Origin of the sequence: Microbispora rosea (genome assembly GCF_900156315.1) — a bacterium.
GTDB classification, from domain to species: domain Bacteria; phylum Actinomycetota; class Actinomycetes; order Streptosporangiales; family Streptosporangiaceae; genus Microbispora; species Microbispora rosea.
The window spans coordinates 71,823-90,421 of record NZ_FTNI01000021.1; the positions used below are offsets into that span (position 1 = coordinate 71,823).

Below are 18,599 nucleotides of genomic sequence, written 5' to 3' on the forward strand. Positions count from 1 at the left end.
CCCCTCAACGAAGATCGGGAATGCTCATGAAGAACAGAACCGTGCGGACGGCGGTGCTCGGCGCCGCCTGCGCCGCGCTCCTTTCCTCGGCCGCCTGCGGCAGCGGTTTCGACGACGACAAGGCGGCCGCTCCCGCCCAGCAGAGCGGCGGCCCGGCCCACCTGCAGATCCTCATCGGCTCCTCGGGCGACGCGGAGACCACCGCGGTGAAGGACGCCGCCGCGGCCTGGGCGAAGAAGTCCGGCTCGACGGCGACCGTGACCCCGGCGCAGGACCTCGCCCAGCAGCTCGGCCAGGCGTTCGCGGGCGACAACCCGCCCGACGTGTTCTACGTGGACGCCTCCCGGTTCGCCGACTACGCGAGCGTGGGCGCCCTGGAGCCGTACGCCGACAAGCTGTCCGGGGCGTCGGACTTCTACCCGAGCCTGCGCACCACGTTCACCTACGACGGCACGTTCTACTGCGCGCCGAAGGACTTCTCCACCCTCGCCCTGGTGATCAACGACGACCTGTGGGCCAAGGCCGGGCTGGGCGAGGGCGACGTGCCGACGACCTGGGACCAGCTCACCGCGGTGAGCGAGAAGCTCAAGGCCGAGGGCGTCACGCCGCTCGCGATCGCCGACACCCGCGACCGGGTCGGCGCGTTCCTGGTGCAGGCGGGCGGCTGGATCACCAGCCCCGACGGCAAGCAGGCGACGGCGGACAGCCCGGAGAACCTCAAGGCCCTGCAGTACGTCCAGTCGCTGCTCAAGGACAAGCTCGCCCAGTTCCCGAGCCAGCTCGACGCGGGCTGGGGCGGTGAGGCCTTCGGCAAGGGCAAGGCCGCGATGACCGTCGAGGGCAACTGGATCAAGGGCGCGCTGAAGGCCGACTTCCCCGACGTGAAGTACAGCGTGCACGAGCTTCCGGCCGGCCCCAAGGGCAAGGGCACCCTGTCGTTCACCAACTGCTGGGGCATCTCGGCGAAGAGCAAGTACAAGCAGCAGGCGATCGACTTCGTCGAGGCGATGACCACCGTCGACCAGCAGATGACCTTCGCCCGGGCCTTCGGGGTCATGCCCTCGCGGCAGTCGGCGAAGGACGTCTACACCAAGGAGTTCCCCGCCGACGGCCCGTTCGTGAACGGCGCCGACTACGCCCAGGGCCCGGTCAACGCGCCGAAGATGGACAGCGTCCTGGCCGACTTCGACACCGGTATCCAGAAGCTCGCCTCCAGCGACCCGAAGGCGCTGCTGGAGCGCGTGCAGAAGAACACCCAGGCCGCCCTCGGCTGACGCGAGACGGTGCGGGTCCCGGCCGGTCACGGCCGGGACCCCGCCGACCGGAAGGAGTGACCGTGGCCGACACCGCACCCGCCCCCGCGCCCGTCTCCCCACGGGCCGCGCGGCCGGGGCCCCGGCTGAGCGCGGCCGTACGGGAGAACATCGCGGGCTGGCTGTTCGTGGCACCGGTGGTGGTGATCCTGGGCCTGTTCCTGCTGCTGCCGATCCTGATGGCGATGTGGGTCAGCCTCACCGACTGGAACGGCCAGGGCAGCCCGTTCCGCTCGGGCGTGCCGTTCGTGGGGCTGGACAACTACACCCGGCTGTTCACCGAGGACGGCCTGGCCCGCCAGGACTTCATGACCAGCGTGCGGAACAACTTCTACTACGTCGCGATCGTCGTGCCCGCCCAGACGGTGCTGGCGCTGGGCCTCGCCGTGATCGTGAACAACAGGATGCTGAAGGGGAAGACGTTCTTCCGCGCCGCGTTCTTCTTCCCCTCGGTCACCAGCTCGGTCGCGATCAGCGTGGTGTTCCTGTTCATCTTCGCCAACTCGGGCGCGGTGACCAGCCTGCTGAAGCTGTTCGGGATCGACGGCCCGCAGTGGTTCTCCGACTCGCGGGGCGTGCTCCACCTGCTGCTCGGAGGGCTCGGCCTGGTCGATCCCGCCGATCCGCCGGCGGCGCTGACAAGCGGCGGGCCGTTCGGGCTCTCGTGGTGGGAGTGGCTGTCCGGGCCCAGCGTGGCGATGTGCACGATCATCATGCTGGTCGTCTGGACGACGTCGGGAACGTTCATGTTGATGTTCCTGGCCGCGCTCCAGGACATCCCGGTGACGCTGGAGGAGGCCGGCATGCTCGACGGCGCCGGGCGCTGGCAGCAGTTCCGGCACATCACGCTCCCGCTGCTGAAGCCCACGCTGTTCCTGGTGCTGACGCTCGGCCTCATCGCGACCTGGCAGGTCTTCGACCAGGTCTACGTGATGAGCCAGGGCAACCCCGCCAAGACCACCCTCACCCCGGCCTTCCTGTCGTACCAGACGGCCTTCCGGAGCTTCGAGTACGGCTCGGGGACGGCCATCTCGTTCGTGCTGTTCGCCATCATCGTCGTGCTCGCGCTGCTCCAGCGGTGGATCATGCGCGACCGCGACCCCGCCCGCCGTACGAGGAGGTCGTGACCGTGAAACGCCGGGACTCCCGCTCGCTCGCCTCCACCTTCGCGGGCTACTTCGTGCTGGTCTTCTTCGCGCTGGTCTTCCTCTATCCGTTCGTGATCCAGGTCGCGAACTCGTTGAAGACCGAGCCGGACGCCGCCGCGAACGCGCTGTCGCCCCTCCCTCATCCCTTCACGACCGGCGGCTACGAGAAGGTCTTCCTCAACACCGACCTGCCGCTCTGGCTGGGCAACTCGATGCTGGTGACGATCCTGGTCACCGCCGGGCGGGTGCTGCTGTGCTCGATGGCCGGGTACGCGCTGGCGCGCGTCCGCTTCCGCGGCCGCAAGGCGCTGTTCTCCGCCGTCATCGGGGTCATGGCCGTGCCGCCCGTGGTGCTGTTCGTGCCGAAGTTCCTGGTGCTCAACCAGTTCGGCATATACGACAGCTACACGGCGCTGGTCCTGCCCCTGATCGTGGACGCCGCGGGCGTCTTCATGATGAAGCAGTTCTTCGAGTCGGTCCCGGTGAGCGTGGAGGAGGCCGCGCGCATCGACGGCGCGGGGGTGTGGCGGACGTTCTGGTCGGTGGTGCTGCCGATGGCGCGACCGGCCCTGATCACCCTGACGATCATCTCCTTCCAGGGCAGCTGGAACGAGTTCGCGCACACACTCGTGGCGGTGCAGAGCCCGGAGCTGTTCACGCTGCCGCGAGGAATCGCCGACCTGGTCAGCGGCTCGCTCGGCAAGGGCACGCAGTATCCGCTCAAGCTCGGCGCCGCCGTGCTCGCCACGATCCCGGTGGCGGTCATCTTCGTGGTGTTCCAGCGCTACTTCGTACGCGGCGCCAACGAGGGCGCGGAGAAGGGCTGACCGGACCGGCCCTTCACGGGCCGGTCCGGTGTCCTCCTTCAGCGTCCGTCCAGCAGGCTCACCCGGCAGCCCAGCTCGGCGCCCACCCGGTCGAGCAGCACGGCGAAGCCGTCGCGCGTCCGCGGCCCGAGCCCCCGGAAGAACCCGTTGACGAGGGGCACTCCCCAGCGCAGGCTCTCGGCCACGTTGCGGACCTGGTGGACCAGCAGCGTGCCGGCCGGATCGGGCGCGAGGCGGTACTCGCCGCGGTACCACCAGCCGCCCTGCGCGGCCAGCAGGTCCCGGCCCACCTCCACCGTCATCGCGTGGCCGGGCGCGGCCAGGACGAAGCGGTCCGGCCCGCCCGTGAGCGTCCCGCCGTGGTCGGCGAACGGGAAGCAGTTGTCCCGCCCCACCGGCCCCGGCCGTACGCGCAGGAGCAGGCCGGCCACCCGCTCGACCGGAGCCTCGACGACGCCGCGTACCTCGCACAGGAGGGTTCCCGCGGACGTCACGGCGTGCCGATCCGCGTGTTGTGGAACGACGCGAAGCGCCAGCCGTCGCCCTCCCTGACCGCGGTGAAGGTCATGATCGAGTCGCGGCCGGGGTCGGCCGTGCCGTCCGGCAGGCCCGAGCCCCCGGTGGTCACGACCAGTGCCACGTCCGGGCTCAGCGAGCGGATCTTCCGCAGCGGCGGCGCGGCGGCCGGTGCGCCCAGCCGGGATCCCTTCAGCGGTCCCTCGAACAGCGCCCGGTGGCTGTCCTCGATGGCCTGCCGGCCCTCCATGCGGGCCCCGAAGTACGTCACGTAGTCGGCGTCCTCCGTGAACAGGTTGGCGAAGGCGGCGGCGTCTCCGTCGTTCCAGGCAGCGGTCAGCGCGTCGAGCAGGCGGTGGATGTCGTCGGACATGTCGTGCGGCTCCTCTCGGATGACCGCGAAGCCGCCTATCCTCTGGGGTGCGAGTCCTGATCGGCCGCTTCGCGGTGGTCGGGTCCGGCGCCGGCCGGATGTTGGCGCATCCGGCCGGCGCGTCACTGTCGGTCGAGCTGCCCGGCGTTCGAATCGACGTTCCAGGAGACCTGGCCGGACCGGATCTCGGCGAGAGTCGCGCGGACCCACTCCAGTTCGGCCGCCTTCATCGCCCGGTCGTACTCCACTTCGAGGACCAGCACGCGCGGCAGGCCGGAGCCGGCCAGCGCCGCGATGTGCGCGTCGGCGGAGACGATGGCGCCCTCCAGCGTGGCGACGCGGGTGCTCAGCGCCCGCTCCGCCTCGGGGACCGGAAGGCATCCCATCAGCGACACCGCGGCCAGGAAGACCTTGGTGTCGCCGTCCGGCTGCTCCAGGAGGCGGCGGAGCCGGCTGCTCAGCTCGGCCCGTCCCTCCTCGGTCACGCGGTAGACCGTGCGCTCCGGCCGCCGGCCCTCCCTGCTGGTCTCCGCGGGGACGATGAGCTCCTCGCGGGCCAGCCGGTCGACCGCGTGGTAGAGGCTGCGCGGCAGGCCGCCGATGTAGTCCTTGTGTGTGTCGATGACGAACCGGTGCAGCTCATAGGGGTGGGCGGGCCGTACGGACAGCAGGGCGAGCACCGTCAGCCCGACCAGATCCCTGTCCGCTCGTCCCCGCGCCATCGCTCCCCCATCGCTTTATTGCACTTTGCACTATAGCGATATGCATCCAAAGCGGAAAGCCCCGGTACGAACCCGGCGCAAGCAGGACCCTCCACCAAGACCCGAGGCCAAGCGGTGCACGCAGAAACTGGGCGTCAAGCACCTGCGGCAGGTGCAGATGTACGCGGTGAACGAGAGCGGCGAGGGGTAGGCAAATCGACGCGCAGGCACCGGCAACGGCGCCTGCGCGGTTCACGTCGTCGACTCCGTGAAGGACCGTCTCCGGTGCGGGCGCCGACCGCACCGGCGGCCCCCGGTCACCCGGCGGCGGCGGGGTCGGCGGCGAAGGTGGCGGTCAACTCGGCCTGCGCGGCCAGAGCGGCGTCGAGGGCCTCGGGATCGTCGGCGTCGAGCGTCATCGCGCATCCCATGCGGATCGCTTCGAGGTCTACCGGCCCGCGCCTGGTCGCCCACCAGCGGCCGACGTCCGACCGCCAGATGATCCAGCCGGTATGGACCCGTGCGATGTCCTCCAACGTGGTCATGTCACCCATCTCCAACGGCTGCTCGCGGAAGTGGGCCAAGCTAAGCGCTTATGAAGTGGTTGGAGTATCAGCCAGAGGACGTCCAATCACAGCCAGTAGCCGCACGAACACAGAATCTCCCGTAGTGTCAGCGTGTCACGCTGACACAGCGTGCTTGCGGTCGTGCGAGGAGGGGTGCGACATGCCGGCCAACCACCGCCATCCGCCGAACCGCCGGCTCGCGTGGGAACGCCTGCAGCGCGGGTGGTCCTACGAGGAGCTGTGCGAGCGTATCCGCGCGTCCATGCGGTCGTGCGACGAGAAGGACACCGGCCTGACGGCCAACACCGTTCGACGGTGGGAGACCGGTGAGCGGTGGCCGGATCCGCGCTACCGCAAGCACATCGTGACGATTTTCGACAAGCCCGCGAGCGAGCTGGGACTGCTCACCCCCGACGAGATGGCCATGCGGCCGGTCACGGAGGTGGTGGACGAGATACGGAGGCTGCTGAGCATGATCGTCGCAGAAGGCATCGACCGCTCCACGTTCCTGCGGGGGCTTCTCGGCGCGGGCGTGCTCGCTCCGCTCCTCGGCGAGGGCGGCGAGCGTCTTCCCGCGGCGGTGGAACGCGGGCGCGGGGTCGACGCCGAGTCGGCCGAGGCGTTCGCCCGGGTCGTCGACAAGCAGGCCGCCCTCTACTGGACCTCGCCGCCGGACGACATCTTCCAGGCGTCGGTCGCGCACACCCGGCTCGGGATGAGCCTGCTGCGGGCGGCGCCGGAGGGTGCGGTCAGGCAGACGCTCGCCGAGGCGGCCGCGCGCTCGGCCCTGCTGTCGGGCCGGGTCGCCTTCTTCGACCTCGACGACGGCCCCACCGCGGCGCGGCTGTACCGGATGGCCCTGTCGGCCACCCGGGAGTGCGGCGACCATCCGCTCGCCGCCGCCGTGCTCGCCCACGCGGCGTTCGTGCCGGGGTTCGAGGGCAACCGTACGGACGCCCTGGGTCTGCTGGACGCGGCGTTCGCGCACGCCTGGCACGGCGTCGGCCCGCTCACCAGGGCCTGGCTGCACTGCGTGGCGTCGGAGATCTCGGCCCGCTGCGGCGAGCCGAAGGAGTGCATGCGCCACATCGACCGCGCCGACCAGATGGTGGACGCGGGCGGCGACGACCCCGCGTGGCTGGACTTCTTCGAGCGGGCGAGGCTCGACGGGTTCGCCGGCTACAGCGCGCTGACGGCGGGCAACCACGAGGAGGCGACCCGCCGGCTGCGCAAGGCGCTCGACGACCTGGGCCCGAACGGCGGCAAGCAGCGCTCGGTGCTGCTCGCCGACCTCGCCGCCGCCCACGCCCCCACCGACGACGACCAGGCCGCCGAACACCTCAACCAGGCGGTCGACGCGCTCGACGACCAGTGGTACGCGATCGGCCACGACCGCGTACGCCGCGTGCTGAAGGTCCTGCCGCCCGCCGCCCAGACGCGGGCGCTGGACGAACGGCTGACCGACCTCGGCCGATCCAGGCACCCCGAGCTCACGATGTGACGAGGGCGGCGTTTATACGACCGGTCGTATACTGATCGTATGGGACGGACCAGCGATGCCAAGGAGAAGATCCTCGGCGCTGCCCGGACACTCATCGAGCTGCGCGGTTACTCCGCCCTGGGCGTGGCGGAGATCTGCAAGTCGGCCGGCGTGCCCAAGGGCAGCTTCTACTACTTCTTCGACACCAAGGAAGCTCTCGCCCTGGCGGTCATCGACGAGCACTGGGCCGACCAGGAGCGGACATGGAAGCGCATCCTGGCCGGCGAGGGGGAGCCGCTGGACCGCCTGCGCCGGCTGTTCGAGGCGACCCAGGCCGTCCAACGTGCCGGACAGCGGGACTGCGGCACCGTCTCGGGCTGCCTGTTCGGGAATCTCACGCTGGAGATGAGCAACCAGACCGAAGCCATCCGCGGACGGCTGCAGGAGATCTTCGACGCGCAGGTCGACATGATCGACGCGGTCGTCGTCGAGGCTCTGGCGCGCGGGGATGTCACCGTGGCCGACACCAGGGAAGCCGCGCGGTCGGTGGTGGCCCAGCTGGAGGGGCACGTCCTGTTCGCCAAGCTCTACAACGACACGCAGCGGCTCGGCCCCCTGTGGGCCAACTGCCTGGCGCTGCTCGGTGCCCGCGCAGAGATGGCCGGCGGTCTCTGAGCCTGCCTTGATGGCCGGGGCTGGTAGGCGCAACCTCTCACCGGCCTAGCATGGCGAGTGTGGAGCTGCGCCAGCTGCGGTACTTCGTCGCGGTCGCCGAGGAACTGAACTTCGGCAGCGCCGCCAGGCGTCTGCTGATCGCCGGCCCTTCCCTGTCCCAGCAGATCAAGGCGCTGGAGCGCGACCTGGGCGTGCGTCTGTTCGACCGGGACCGCCGCTCGGTGTCCCTCACACCGGCCGGTTTCGCCCTGCTTCCCGACGCCCGTGCCCTGCTGGAACGCGCCGACGACCTCCGGCACCGGGCCCGCCGGCTGGCCGGATCAGAACCGGTCCGGCTCGGCTACGTCAACTGGATGCCACCGGACCTGATCGCGCGTACGGCGGCGGTGGCGCAGGTCCATGTCGACGCCTGGGTCGCGCCTTCGCACACCCAGGCCGCCCGGGTCGCCGAAGGCGGCCTGGACCTCGCCATCTGCTGGCTGCGCACCGGCGATCTGGAGCGACTCCGCCTGGACGCTCAGCTCATCGGCGCCGACCGCCTCTACGCCGTGGCCACCGGCCGTGACACCACCCCGGTTCCCGCCCGCGAGACCGGCGTACTCCTCGACGGCGACGCCACCTCCTGGTCGTCCTGGAACGCGTACGCCGAGGAGCTGGCCGACCAGACCGGGGCCGGCGCGGTCCGCATCTCCGACGGCGGCATCACCGGCCCGGCGTTCTTCGACCACGTGCGCCGCTGCCGACGTCCGATCATCAACTCGCCGAAGGGCCAGACCACCCCGCTGCCGCCGGACCTCGTCCGGCGGCCGGTCATCGCGCCGGAGATCTACTGGACCTGGTCTCTGGTGTGGCGCCGCGGCGAGGTCCGCACCTCGGTGCTCGCCGTCGTCGAGGCGCTCCGCGCCGACGGCCACTTCGGGATCCACAGCCCGGACGCCTGGCTGCCCGAGGGCGATCCGCACCGTAGCTGATCCAGCTGCCGGAACTGTAGGAGTTTTCTCCTACCAGCTGAGAGCATTCCGGTTCCGGATGATGCCTGTCCAACCTTTGACTGCACCTCTCCAGTGGGCCTAGGTTCACAGGAAGAAATAGACGACCGGTTGACTAGTAAGTCGACCGGCTCCCACTGGAGAAGGATCATCATGAGCATTCAGCAGCAGAAGGTCGCCCTCGTCACCGGTGCCTCGCAGGGCATCGGCGCCGCGCTGGTCGAGGCCTACCGCAAGCTGGGCTACGCCGTCGTCGCCGTCTCGCGCACCATCACGCCCTCCGACGACCCCTACGTCCTCACCGTCCAGGGCGACGTCGCCGACCCCGCCACCGCCGAACGCGCGATCGCCGCGGCCGTCGAGCGGTTCGGCCGGGTGGACACCCTGGTCAACAACGCGGGCATCTTCGTCGCCAAGCCGTTCACCGACTACACCCTCGACGACTACAGCGCGGTGACCAGGGTGAACCTCGACGGCTTCTTCCACCTCACCCAGCTCGCCATCGCGCGCATGCTGAACCAGGGAGGCGGCCACGTCGTCACCATCACCACCAGCCTGGTCGACAACGCCGATTCCCGGGTCCCGTCCGTGCTGGCCTCGCTGACCAAGGGCGGCCTGCAGTCCGCGACCAAGTCGCTCGCCATCGAGTACGCCACGCGCGGCATCCGCGTCAACGCCGTCTCACCGGGCTCCATCAAGACCCCTATGCACCCCGAGGAGACCCACGAGGCCCTCGCAGCGCTGCACCCGGTACGCCGGATGGGCGAGCTGAGCGACGTCGCGGACGCGGTCGTCTACCTGGAGAACGCCCCCTTCATCACCGGCGAGATCCTCCACGTCGACGGCGGCATGAGCGCCGGCCACTGATCCGCACACCCCGGCCCCACCGGTAGGAGACGCCTGATGACCAGCGACAAGGACAGAGAAACGATCCTGAGGGACGTCCTCGACCGGTGGAAGGCCGGGATCGACGCCCATCGACCGCAGCAGGTCGCAGCCCTGTTCACGGAGGACGCGATCTTCCAGGGGCTGCGCCCCTACACCGTCGGGAGGCCGGGTGTGGCGGCCTACTACGACTCCCAGCCACCCGGACTGACGGCCGCGTACCGCATTTTGGAAACCGCGGCGCCCGCTGACGGCCTCGTCCTCGGTTACCTGGCCGTCGACTTCTCCTTCGCCGATCGCCCCACTCTGAACGTCTACCTCAGTGTGCTGGTGAAGCGGACGGAGGAGGGCTGGCGCATCGGCCACTACCAGGTCTCCCGCCTCTGATCCCCGAGACGGGGTGATCGCCGGCCCGCCACGCCGCGCGCAGCGCCTCGATCTCGGCCGGGGAGCTCTCGCGGGCGATGAACGGGATGTCCAACAGGTGGCGCGTCGCGGCGGCGGACAGGCGCTCGCGCACTACGGCGGAGTCGTCGAGCACCTGGCGGTAGAGCGACGCCCCGTCCATGCAGAACACGTCGACGAGCACGATCCTCCCGTCCACCGCCCGGCGGACGTTGCCGCTGTTGAGGTCGATCCCGTCCCACCACGGCATCCGTGCCCGCCATTCCTCGTCCACGGCGTGGGCGGTGGTCCGCACGGCGTCGAACGCCTCGTCGCCCGTCCCCTCGCGCCACCGCCGGGCGACCGCCGCCGCCTCGGCCTCCTCGGCGGGGGCCAGGAACTCCAGGACCGTGAGCGAGCCGCCGCCGTCGAGCGCCTCGGTGAGCGACACCCGCGGCAGGTACGGGTTGCCGGGGCAGCGGCGGCACAACTCCAGGAATGCCGGGTACGCAGGGTCGAAGGGGCATATCCGCGCCGCAAGCAGGCCCCGCGGCGAACGCAGCCCGACGGCCCAGTCGCCCACCCCGCACGGCGTCCAGCCGAGCCTGACGATCTCGGCCAGCGCATCCCGGTGGTCCACCGTTTCCCATGCCCGGCCGAGCAGCGGCACGAGATCGATGTCGTGATCAGCCGTCACCCGGGCAACTCTAGAGGCTCGTCGCCCGGCTGAGCTTCTCCCAGCGGTCGAGGTCGGCGCGGAGCGTCTCGTGGTGGGCGCGGACGGCGTCCACCGCGTCGTCGCCCAGAGCGAGCCGCAGCGGAGGGTCGGCGTGGTCGAGGACCTGGAGGATCGCCTGCGCCGCCTTGGCCGGGTCTCCCGGCTGGGTGCCGTCCATCTGGTCCACCACCGCCCGGGTCGCGCCCGCCGACGCCTGGTAGGCGTCGATGGGCTCCGAGCGGTGCATGCGGTGGCCGCCGAACTCGGTGCGGAACGCCCCCGGCTCCACGATCAGCACTCGTACGCCGAAGGGCGCGACCTCGGCGGCGAGCGCCTCCGACAGTCCCTCCAGGGCGAACTTGGCGGCGCAGTAGGCGCCGAACCCCGGCATGCTGAGCTGCCCGCCCATCGAGCTCATCTGCACGATCGTCCCGCTCCCCTGCCTGCGCAGATGCGGCAGGACGGCCTTGGTCACGGCCACCGCCCCGAAGAACATGACCTCCATCAGCGCACGCAGGTCGGCCATGTCGAGTTCTTCGACGGCCCCCACCGACCCGTGGCCGGCGTTGTTCACCACGACGTCGATCCGGCCGAAGGCCGACACGGTCTCGGCCACCGCGACGTCGATCGACGAGGTGTCGGTGACGTCCAGCCGCGCCACGCGCACACGGTCACCACCCGTTTCCACCAGGTCCGCCAGCGTCTCAGGCCGTCGCGCGGTCGCCATCACCCGGTCCCCCGCAGCCAGAGCGGCCTCGGCCAGCTCCCGGCCGAAGCCCGCCGAGCATCCGGTGATCAACCACACCCGTCCGGTCATGGTCCACTCCTCGTGTTCTCGTGATCAGTGCGACCACTCTCCCCGGAGCGTGCCCCGCGCGGCCAACACACGTTCCCTGCGGGGTTACAGTCGGAGCCTGTGACCCCAGAGCTGCGTCATCTGCGGTATTTCGTCGCCGTGGCCGAGCAACTGAGCTTCACCGTCGCCGCACGGGAGCTGCACATCGCCCAGCAGTCGCTCTCGCAGCAGATCGCGGCGCTCGAACACGCCCTCGGCGCACGGCTGTTCGACCGCGACACCCGGGGCACGCGGCTGACCGAGGTCGGCCGCGTGTTCCTGCCCGAGGCGCGGGCCGTTCTGACGCACGCGGACGCGGCCCTGGAGACCGCCCGCAGGGCGGTGCGCGGTGAGGTCGGCAGGCTCCGGGTGGCCTTCCTCGTCTCCACCGCGAACTACATGATGCCGCCGGTCGTCCGCGCGTTCCGCGAGCGGTATCCGGACGTCGAGCTGCTCGCCGAGGCCGTCGCGATCGCCGACCTCGTGGCGGGCCTGCGCGAGGACCGGTATGACGCCGCCTTCACCCGGCCACCGCTGGTCGACGACCTGGTGACCGCGACGCTGGTCGCCGAGCCCGTCTGCGCGGTCCTGCCGGCGGGCCACCCGCTCGCCGGGCGGCCCGAGCTGCGGCTCGCGGATCTGGCCGGCGAGCCGTGGGTGCTCACCCCGCGCGGCTCGTGGGAGCCGTGGCATCGCAAGTACGACGAGGACTTCCGCGCGGCGGGCTTCGAGCCGCGGGTGGTGCAGCGGGCCGACGGCGTGCCGAGCCTGCTCGGCCTGGTCGCCGCCGGTGTCGGCGTCACGCGGCTCGCCCGGTCCGCGCACAGCCTCCGGCGCAGCGGGGTCGCCTTCGTGCCGATCGCCGGCGAACAGGCCGAGACCGTCATGGCCTGGCACCCCGCCCGCGACCGGCAGGCCGTACGCAACCTGCTCGACGTGGCGGCGGGCCTGGCCGCCTCGATCGACCTCACCGAGGCCGGTTGAGCGATCAGTCGCCGTTGTGCTTGCGGATCAGGGCGGGCAGCTCGGCCAGCGAGTCGACGTGGAACAGGCACGCCCGGGCCGCCTGCTCGTCGCGGAGGATGTGGCCCCAGGGACCCCGCCGTACGAGGGCGGTGCGCAGCCCGGCCTTCTGAGCGGGCCGGATGTCGTTGTCGAGGCGGTCGCCCACGTAGAGGACGGACTCCGCCGGGCAGCCGGCCTCCGTCACCACCCGGTCGAAGAAGGACGCGTCCGGTTTCTCCACCCCCCAGCCGTCGGAGGTGCCGATCACGTCCACGGGCAGGTCGAGGGCGCGCAGGATGGTCTCGGCGCGGGCGGTCTGGTTGCCCGCGAGGCCGACGCTCAGCCCCATCTCCCGTAACTCGGCCATGCAGGGGCGGGCGTCGGGGTAGAGGTTCTCCTCGCCGAACGTCTCGGCCTGGCCTTCCCCGGCCCGGCGCTCCCGCTCGGTGTCGAGGTCGAACCCGGGCCGGAAATGCTGGAAGGTGTCCCGGTAGTCGCCGCCGCGTGCGATCACGGCGCCGAAGACGGCGGAGAAGGTGTGCCGCGGGACCCCCAGCCAGTCGGCCCAGGTGCCGTACTCGCGGGTCTCGTCCACCAGGGTCTCTCCGACATCGAAGAAGACCGCCTCCAGCCGCATCGGTACCTCCTGACTCTCGCGTTGCCTGCACCTTACGCGGATTCGGTCGGGCTCCACTGCCCCATTGGACAGGGCCGAACCCACGAGAAGACCGAAAACGATTCGGTTTCGCCATGGACAGGAGACGGTGCCGGAGACAGGCTGGACGGGTACGCCTCACGAGCCTGGGAGCCGCGATGAGCCTGTCCGACCTGCAGCCGGTGCCCGCCGACCAGCTCGCCTTCCGGCTGCCGCCGACGTTCGAGACCGTGGAGGAGGAGCGGCTCCACCGCAAGGAGCGGCTCGCGGCGGCGCTGCGCCTGTTCGGGAGGTTCGGCTTCGAGGAGGGCGTGGCCGGACACATCACGGCCCGGGACCCGGAGCACACCGATCACTTCTGGGTGAACCCGTTCGGGATGTCGTTCAAGCAGATCACGGTCAGCGACCTGATCCTGGTCAACCACGAGGGCCAGGTGGTGGAGGGCCGCTATCACGTCAACCAGGCGGCGTTCGCCATCCACTCGATGGTCCATCAGGCCAGGCCCGAGGTGGTCGCGGCCGCCCACTCCCACTCCGTGTACGGCAAGGCCCTGTCGGCGCTGGGCACGCTGCTCGAACCGCTGACGCAGGACGCGTGCGCGTTCTACGAAGACCACGCCCTGTTCGACGACTACACCGGGGTGGTGGTGGAGACCGAGGAGGGCCGCCGCATCGCGCAGGCACTGGGCTCGCACAAGGCGGTGATCCTGCGCAACCACGGGCTGCTGACCGTGGGCGACAGCGTGGAGGCGGCGGCCTGGTGGTTCATCACGATGGAACGAAGCTGCCAGGCGCAGCTCGCGGCCAAGGCCGCCGGGCCGACGGTGCCCATCTCGCACGAGAACGCCAAGCTCACCCACGGCCAGATCGGCAACGACGTCGTCGGCTGGATCAACTTCCAGCCCCTGCTGGACCAGATCCTCGCCTCCGACCCCGACCTGCTCGGCTGAACGGCCCGGGCCCCGGACGCCGGGGCCCGGGCGACGTCGGCTACGGCATCGGCACGGTGTCCTTCCACGTGGTGCCGGCGCTCCGGAAGGCGTTCACCCTGGAGGTGATGTCGGCCGGAGCCACGACCTCGTTCTTGCTGAAGTAGAACCAGTCGACCTGCTGGGTGTAGACGCGCGGGGTGGCGCTGCCCAGCAGCCCGCCGCCGATGAACCAGAGGTTGAAGTTCACCGACTGCGGGGTCTCGGGGTAGTAGTCGCCGCCGTGCTCGGCGAACAGCGTGCCGTCGATGTAGTAACGGACCGAGCCGCCGGAGACCTGAAGCACGAGGTCGTGCCAGCCGGCGTAGCTCGCCGTCCGCTCGGTGTGCGTGTTGACCGCGAGCCAGGGCTCGTTGCGGTAGGTCTCCCAGGTGGTCGTGTACATGATCGGGCCCTGCGCGCCCCAGCCGCCGTTCGGCAGATACTCGAAGTCCTGCTCGCTGTAGTCCGGGTCGAGGTCGTACGCCAGGGGCGTGATGGTGAAGAACGTCTCGACGATGTTGTCGCCGTCCGGGCCGCTGTCGGGGGCGTCGGCGAACCTCACCCGCGCGGCGTACGTGCCTTCGAAGAACTTGCGCTGGTGCAGGAACTCGGCCTGCGAGGTGCCCCCGGCGGTGCCGTCGGTGGCCGCCCGCAGTTGCAGGGCCTTGTTGCTCCCGGTGACGACGGGGAAGCTCACGTTGGACGCCGGCCAGCTCGCTCCGGGGACGCCGGGGCCGCCGCTGTTGGTCCGCACGGTCCAGTTGTGCGCGGTGATCTGCGGATCGGACGAGGAGGCGTAGGCGAAGTCGTCGAAGACGACCCCGCTGCCGCCGCCGGGCCCGCCCGGCGAAGGCGAGGCGGAGGGCGAGGCGGAGGGTGACGGGGACGGCGAGGGGTCGGTCACGCCCGCGGGCGGGACGCCCCAGACCAGCGTGCCGCCCTGGTAGACCGCGACCTTGTCCCAGTCGCCGTACGTCGTCCGGGCGGGGCCGAAGGAGTAGTCGTCGCTCTGCCGGATCGTCTGCCAGTCGGACCGGTAGAAGCGCAGTTGCATGTCGCCGGTCGAGGCGCCGGCCGCCAGGCTGCCGGAGGTGAAGCCGACCTCCAGGTAGCGGTCGGCGGCGGCCGTGCCCGAGATCGTCTGGAAGGCGCCGGTGACGGTCGAGCAGGAGACGACCGCCCATGAGCAGGCGAAACGGTACTGCTGGGCCGGCGAGTCCGCGGTGAAGTAGTAGCGGATCTTCACGGTGTTCAGCGGCACCGCCGTGGTCCCGCTGTTGACCAGGTCGAACCACGGCTCCACCTGGTCGGCGGTGGCGCCGGTGGCGCTGGTCTTGTAGCGCAGGCGCAGCGACTGGGCCGCCTCCGCGGGCAGGGCCACGACCAGCGCGGCCAGCAGGACGGCCGCGAGACCGCCCCATAAGAGCTTTCGTGACACCGCAGTCTTCCTTTCGTGGGGGGTGGTCACGGAGTCAGGGGATGCCCGGCCCCGGCCGGACGCCCAGGGACTCCAGGTGGGGGGTGAGCCTGTGCAGGAAATCGCGGTAGTCCCCCGCCGTGCCCCAGGCCACCTCGGCGAAGGCGCACAGCCGGGGGAAGGCCATCGCCTCGACGTCTTCGGGCGTGGGCATGTATTCGGTCCAGAGCTGGCACTGCACGCCGAGGATCCGGCCGGCGGCCCCCTCCGGGGCCGCGGGCGGCGCGAACCCGTAGACGTCGGCGAGGGAGAGCATCCGCCCGTGCGGCCCGGGGGCGTCGGCGGGATAGTCGAAGTAGGTGCTGGTGTGCGGGGCCAGCACAACGTCGAACCCTTCGAGCGCCGCCCGCGGGCCGCTCTCGTGGTCGAGCCAGGTCATCGCCGTCACGTCGCGAGCCCCTCCGGGCCCGTCGTACCAGTGGATCGGGCGCCGGCCGCGGGAGGTCACGTGGGCGCCGGCGGTGGCGGTGAACCACGCCCGCGCCGCGTCCGGGCCCGGCAGCCCGAGCTCGGCGATCCGCCGCAGCGCCGCCTCGCTGCGCTCCCACTCGTCCGGCGGGCACTCGTCGCCGCCGAGGTGGACGTACTCGCCGGGGAACAGGTCCATGACCTCGTCGAGCACGTCCCGGCAGAAGCCGACGGCGGCCTCCTCCAGGTTGAACACGTGCGGGCTGATCCCCCACGAGTCCCGCACCGGCAGGCGGCGCGACGGCTGGTTGCCGAGCCAGGGGTAGGCGGCGATGGCCGCCTGGGCGTGCCCCGGCATCTCGATCTCGGGCACGATCGTGACGAACCGGTCGGCGGCGTACGACACGATCTCCCGGATGTCCTCCTGGGTGTAGTGCTCCCCGCTGATCTCGGTGAGCCGGGGATAGCGCTTGATCTGCAGCCGCCAGCCCTGGTCGTCGGTCAGGTGCAGGTGCAGCCGGTTGAGCCGGTGCACCGCGAGCAGGTCGATCAGCCGCAGCACGAAGTCCTTCGGCATGAAGTGCCGGGCGACGTCGAGCATCACCCCGCGCCAGGAGTGCGCGGGCCGGTCGGCGATCCGGCACAGCGGCGCCTCGGGGCCGAGCGCCGCCAGGGTGCGCAGGCCGTAGAAGCGGCCGGCGGGCCCCCCTGCGGCGAGTTCGGCGCCGTCGGGGGTGACGTCGATCCGATACCCCTCCTCCCCGAGCCGGGGATCGTCGGGCGCGTGCCGTACGAGGCCGTCGTGGAGCGCGACGGTTCCCCCGAGCACGGCCACCTCGCGGGGCCGCGGGATCATCATCTGGGTCATCCCTTCACCGCGCCCGCGATCATCCCGGCGGACACGCGGCGCTGGAGCACGAGGAAGACGAGCAGGACGGGAAGCATGAACAGCGTGGCGGCGGCCATGGTGGCGCCCCAGTCGGTGCCGAAGACGTTGCTGAACCCGGACAGCCAGATCGGCAGCGTACGGTCGCCCTGGTCCTTGATCATGAGGGCGTTGGCGAAGGCGAACTCGTTCCAGGCCGTGATGAACCCGAACAGCGACGTGGACATCAGGCCCGGCGCGAGCAGCGGCAGCACCACCCGGCGGAACGCCTCGGCGCGGCCGCACCCGTCCATCAGGGCGGCCTCCTCCAGCTCGGGCGGGACCCCCGCGATGAAGCCGCGCAGCGTCACGATCGTGAACGGCAGCGTCGTGACGAAGTACACGAGCGTCAGCGTCGGCAGCCGGTCGAGCATGTCCGCGTCGCGGGCGATGATGTAGACCGGCACGAGCAGCGCCGACCAGGGGGCGGTCTGGGCGACGAAGACCATCAGGACGAACCCGCGTCGTCCGGACCAGCGCAACCGGGCCACGGCGAAGGCGGACGGCAGCGCCACGACCAGCGCGAGCAGCACCGCGCTGACGGTGACGGCCAGGCTGTTGCGCCAGAACGTCCAGAACCCCGCGGCCCGTACGGCCGTGGCGAAGTGGTCGAGGGTCGGCCGGGCGGGCCAGAACGCCGGGGTCTCGGTGAGGATGTCGACCGTCGGCTTGAACGCGGTGATCACCATCCAGTAGACGGGGAACACCGACACCGCCAGCACACCCAGGGCGGCGGCGTTCAGTGCGGCTCTGTTCAGCGCGGCCCTGTTGAGCGCGACTCTGTTGAACGCGACCCGCCTCACGCTCCCTCCTCCCGGAACATGCGGCGCAGGTGGACGACCAGCACCGCGAGCAGCATCAGCACGGTGAGCGTGGAGACGGCCGACCCCAGGTCGTACCGGTGCAGCGACTGCGCGATCTGGAACGCGTAGACCGGCAGCGTGGCCGTGGCTCCTCCGGGGCCGCCCTTGCTGATCGCCCAGATCTGCGCGAAGCAGGTGAAGACCCAGATGACCTCCAACGACGTGATCAGGCCGAACAGCGGGCGCAGGATCGGGAACGTGACCCGGCCGAAGACCTGCCAGGGCCCGGCCCCGTCGATCCTGGCCGCCTCGTACAGCTCGCCGGGGATGGTCGTGAGCCCCGCGTAGAGGGTGAGCGCCGCGAAGGGCACCGACTGCCAGACGACCAGCGCGACCAGGATCGCGAACGTCGCACCGCCGTCGGCGAACCACGTGTAGTCGTGGAAGGAGTCGAATCCGAGGCGGACCAGCAGCCAGTTGACCACCCCCAGGCGCGACTGGAAGAGCCACTGGAAGATCGTGGTCGCGGCGAGCACCGGCGTGGCCCAGGTGAGCACCATCCCGCTCATGACCGCCAGCCGCATCCGCCGCCCGAGGCGCGGCAGCATCAACGCGACGGCCGTGGCGATCACCATGATGAGCACGACGTTGGCGGCGGTCCACAGGAACGTTCGCCGCACGACCGCCCAGAACTCCGGCCCGCCGAGGGCCTCGGCGTAGTTGGCGAGCCCGGCGAAGTCCGCTCCGCCCCTGATCAGCTCGCCCAGCCGGAAGTGCTGGAAGGAGATCACGATGCTGCGGGCCAGCGGGTAGACGAGCAGGCACGCGAAGCCGGCCACGGCCGGGGCCACCAGCAGGTAGGGCCAGAGCGCGCCCTTCCTGCGGGGGCTCGCCTCGATCACGAGAGCGGGACGGGCCGTTGTACGGGCGAGGGTGCGCACCATG

21 protein-coding genes are annotated in these 18,599 nt (G+C 70.9%); 10 read left to right on the top strand and 11 right to left on the bottom strand.

The window, feature by feature from the left end; all coding sequences use genetic code 11:
- Positions 1-26: 26 nt before the first annotated feature.
- From BXA11_RS26700 to BXA11_RS26710, 3 genes are all read left to right on the top strand, one after another.
- A complete protein-coding gene (locus tag BXA11_RS26700; RefSeq protein WP_076439072.1) occupies positions 27-1,274 on the top strand; it encodes an extracellular solute-binding protein in 1,248 nt (415 codons plus the stop codon).
- 62 nt (positions 1,275-1,336) lie between these two features.
- Positions 1,337-2,440, top strand: a complete 1,104-nt coding sequence (locus BXA11_RS26705) for a carbohydrate ABC transporter permease (protein WP_208865580.1) — start codon at positions 1,337-1,339, stop codon at positions 2,438-2,440.
- The gene (locus tag BXA11_RS26710; RefSeq protein WP_239105104.1) at positions 2,437-3,288 is read left to right on the top strand and encodes a carbohydrate ABC transporter permease; all 852 of its coding nucleotides are present in this window, start codon (positions 2,437-2,439) and stop codon (positions 3,286-3,288) included. The genes BXA11_RS26705 and BXA11_RS26710 overlap by 4 nt, the downstream gene beginning before the upstream one ends.
- 38 nt (positions 3,289-3,326) lie before the next feature.
- Here BXA11_RS26710 and BXA11_RS42425 read toward each other — a convergent pair whose 3' ends face one another.
- The 4 genes from BXA11_RS42425 to BXA11_RS26730 all read right to left on the bottom strand — a co-directional run bounded on the left by BXA11_RS42425 (position 3,327) and on the right by BXA11_RS26730 (position 5,423).
- Positions 3,327-3,782 (bottom strand): hypothetical protein, encoded by a 456-nt coding sequence (locus tag BXA11_RS42425; protein ID WP_143734536.1) that lies wholly within the window; start codon positions 3,780-3,782, stop codon positions 3,327-3,329.
- Positions 3,779-4,177 (bottom strand): SgcJ/EcaC family oxidoreductase, encoded by a 399-nt coding sequence (locus BXA11_RS26720; RefSeq protein ID WP_076438918.1) that lies wholly within the window; start codon positions 4,175-4,177, stop codon positions 3,779-3,781. The genes BXA11_RS42425 and BXA11_RS26720 overlap by 4 nt, the downstream gene beginning before the upstream one ends.
- A gap of 122 nt (positions 4,178-4,299) precedes the next feature.
- Positions 4,300-4,899, bottom strand: coding sequence for a PadR family transcriptional regulator (locus BXA11_RS26725; RefSeq protein WP_076438920.1), 600 nt, complete (start codon positions 4,897-4,899; stop codon positions 4,300-4,302).
- Between the two features lie 296 nt (positions 4,900-5,195).
- Entirely contained in the window at positions 5,196-5,423 is a 228-nt protein-coding gene (locus BXA11_RS26730; RefSeq protein WP_030505938.1) for a hypothetical protein, read from the bottom strand.
- A 181-nt stretch (positions 5,424-5,604) separates the two neighbouring features.
- On the opposite strand from BXA11_RS26730, the gene BXA11_RS26735 reads away from it, so the two are divergent.
- The 5 genes from BXA11_RS26735 to BXA11_RS26755 all read left to right on the top strand — a co-directional run bounded on the left by BXA11_RS26735 (position 5,605) and on the right by BXA11_RS26755 (position 9,860).
- Positions 5,605-6,945, top strand: coding sequence for a helix-turn-helix domain-containing protein (locus BXA11_RS26735; protein WP_076438921.1), 1,341 nt, complete (start codon positions 5,605-5,607; stop codon positions 6,943-6,945).
- A 39-nt stretch (positions 6,946-6,984) separates the two neighbouring features.
- A complete protein-coding gene (locus tag BXA11_RS26740) occupies positions 6,985-7,599 on the top strand; it encodes a TetR/AcrR family transcriptional regulator (protein ID WP_076438922.1) in 615 nt (204 codons plus the stop codon).
- A 59-nt stretch (positions 7,600-7,658) separates the two neighbouring features.
- A complete protein-coding gene (locus BXA11_RS45465; RefSeq protein ID WP_204053791.1) occupies positions 7,659-8,570 on the top strand; it encodes a LysR family transcriptional regulator in 912 nt (303 codons plus the stop codon).
- Positions 8,571-8,741: 171 nt separating this feature from the next.
- On the top strand, positions 8,742-9,455 hold the full coding sequence (locus BXA11_RS26750) for an SDR family NAD(P)-dependent oxidoreductase (RefSeq protein WP_076438926.1): 714 nt from the start codon (positions 8,742-8,744) through the stop codon (positions 9,453-9,455).
- 36 nt (positions 9,456-9,491) lie between these two features.
- Positions 9,492-9,860, top strand: a complete 369-nt coding sequence (locus tag BXA11_RS26755; protein ID WP_076438928.1) for a YybH family protein — start codon at positions 9,492-9,494, stop codon at positions 9,858-9,860.
- Here BXA11_RS26755 and BXA11_RS26760 read toward each other — a convergent pair.
- Both BXA11_RS26760 and BXA11_RS26765 read right to left on the bottom strand, forming a co-directional pair.
- The gene (locus BXA11_RS26760; protein WP_076438930.1) at positions 9,793-10,554 is read right to left on the bottom strand and encodes a hypothetical protein; all 762 of its coding nucleotides are present in this window, start codon (positions 10,552-10,554) and stop codon (positions 9,793-9,795) included. The two genes, BXA11_RS26755 and BXA11_RS26760, sit on opposite strands and share 68 nt — an antisense overlap.
- Before the next feature lie 10 nt (positions 10,555-10,564).
- On the bottom strand, positions 10,565-11,392 hold the full coding sequence (locus BXA11_RS26765) for an oxidoreductase (protein WP_076438932.1): 828 nt from the start codon (positions 11,390-11,392) through the stop codon (positions 10,565-10,567).
- A 99-nt stretch (positions 11,393-11,491) separates the two neighbouring features.
- On the opposite strand from BXA11_RS26765, the gene BXA11_RS26770 reads away from it, so the two are divergent.
- Positions 11,492-12,394, top strand: coding sequence for a LysR substrate-binding domain-containing protein (locus BXA11_RS26770; RefSeq protein ID WP_076438934.1), 903 nt, complete (start codon positions 11,492-11,494; stop codon positions 12,392-12,394).
- Between the two features lie 4 nt (positions 12,395-12,398).
- Here BXA11_RS26770 and BXA11_RS26775 read toward each other — a convergent pair whose 3' ends face one another.
- On the bottom strand, positions 12,399-13,052 hold the full coding sequence (locus tag BXA11_RS26775; RefSeq protein WP_076438936.1) for an HAD family hydrolase: 654 nt from the start codon (positions 13,050-13,052) through the stop codon (positions 12,399-12,401).
- 176 nt (positions 13,053-13,228) lie between these two features.
- Here BXA11_RS26775 and BXA11_RS26780 point away from each other — a divergent pair, with 176 nt between their 5' ends.
- A complete protein-coding gene (locus BXA11_RS26780) occupies positions 13,229-14,020 on the top strand; it encodes a class II aldolase/adducin family protein (protein ID WP_076438938.1) in 792 nt (263 codons plus the stop codon).
- Positions 14,021-14,060: 40 nt separating this feature from the next.
- Here the strand turns inward: BXA11_RS26780 and BXA11_RS26785 are convergent, their stop codons facing one another.
- From BXA11_RS26785 to BXA11_RS26800, 4 genes are read right to left on the bottom strand one after another with little or no spacing between them, the layout of a single operon-like run.
- On the bottom strand, positions 14,061-15,479 hold the full coding sequence (locus tag BXA11_RS26785) for a cellulose binding domain-containing protein (protein ID WP_076438940.1): 1,419 nt from the start codon (positions 15,477-15,479) through the stop codon (positions 14,061-14,063).
- A gap of 34 nt (positions 15,480-15,513) precedes the next feature.
- Positions 15,514-16,794, bottom strand: a complete 1,281-nt coding sequence (locus BXA11_RS26790) for a beta-N-acetylhexosaminidase (protein WP_076438942.1) — start codon at positions 16,792-16,794, stop codon at positions 15,514-15,516.
- Complete coding sequence (locus BXA11_RS26795) at positions 16,791-17,654, bottom strand: carbohydrate ABC transporter permease (RefSeq protein ID WP_239105105.1); 864 nt, start codon at positions 17,652-17,654, stop codon at positions 16,791-16,793. The genes BXA11_RS26790 and BXA11_RS26795 overlap by 4 nt, the downstream gene beginning before the upstream one ends.
- On the bottom strand, positions 17,651-18,598 hold the full coding sequence (locus BXA11_RS26800; RefSeq protein ID WP_083744602.1) for a carbohydrate ABC transporter permease: 948 nt from the start codon (positions 18,596-18,598) through the stop codon (positions 17,651-17,653). Before BXA11_RS26800 ends, BXA11_RS26795 begins: the two co-directional genes overlap by 4 nt.
- Between the last annotated feature and the right edge of the window lies 1 nt (position 18,599).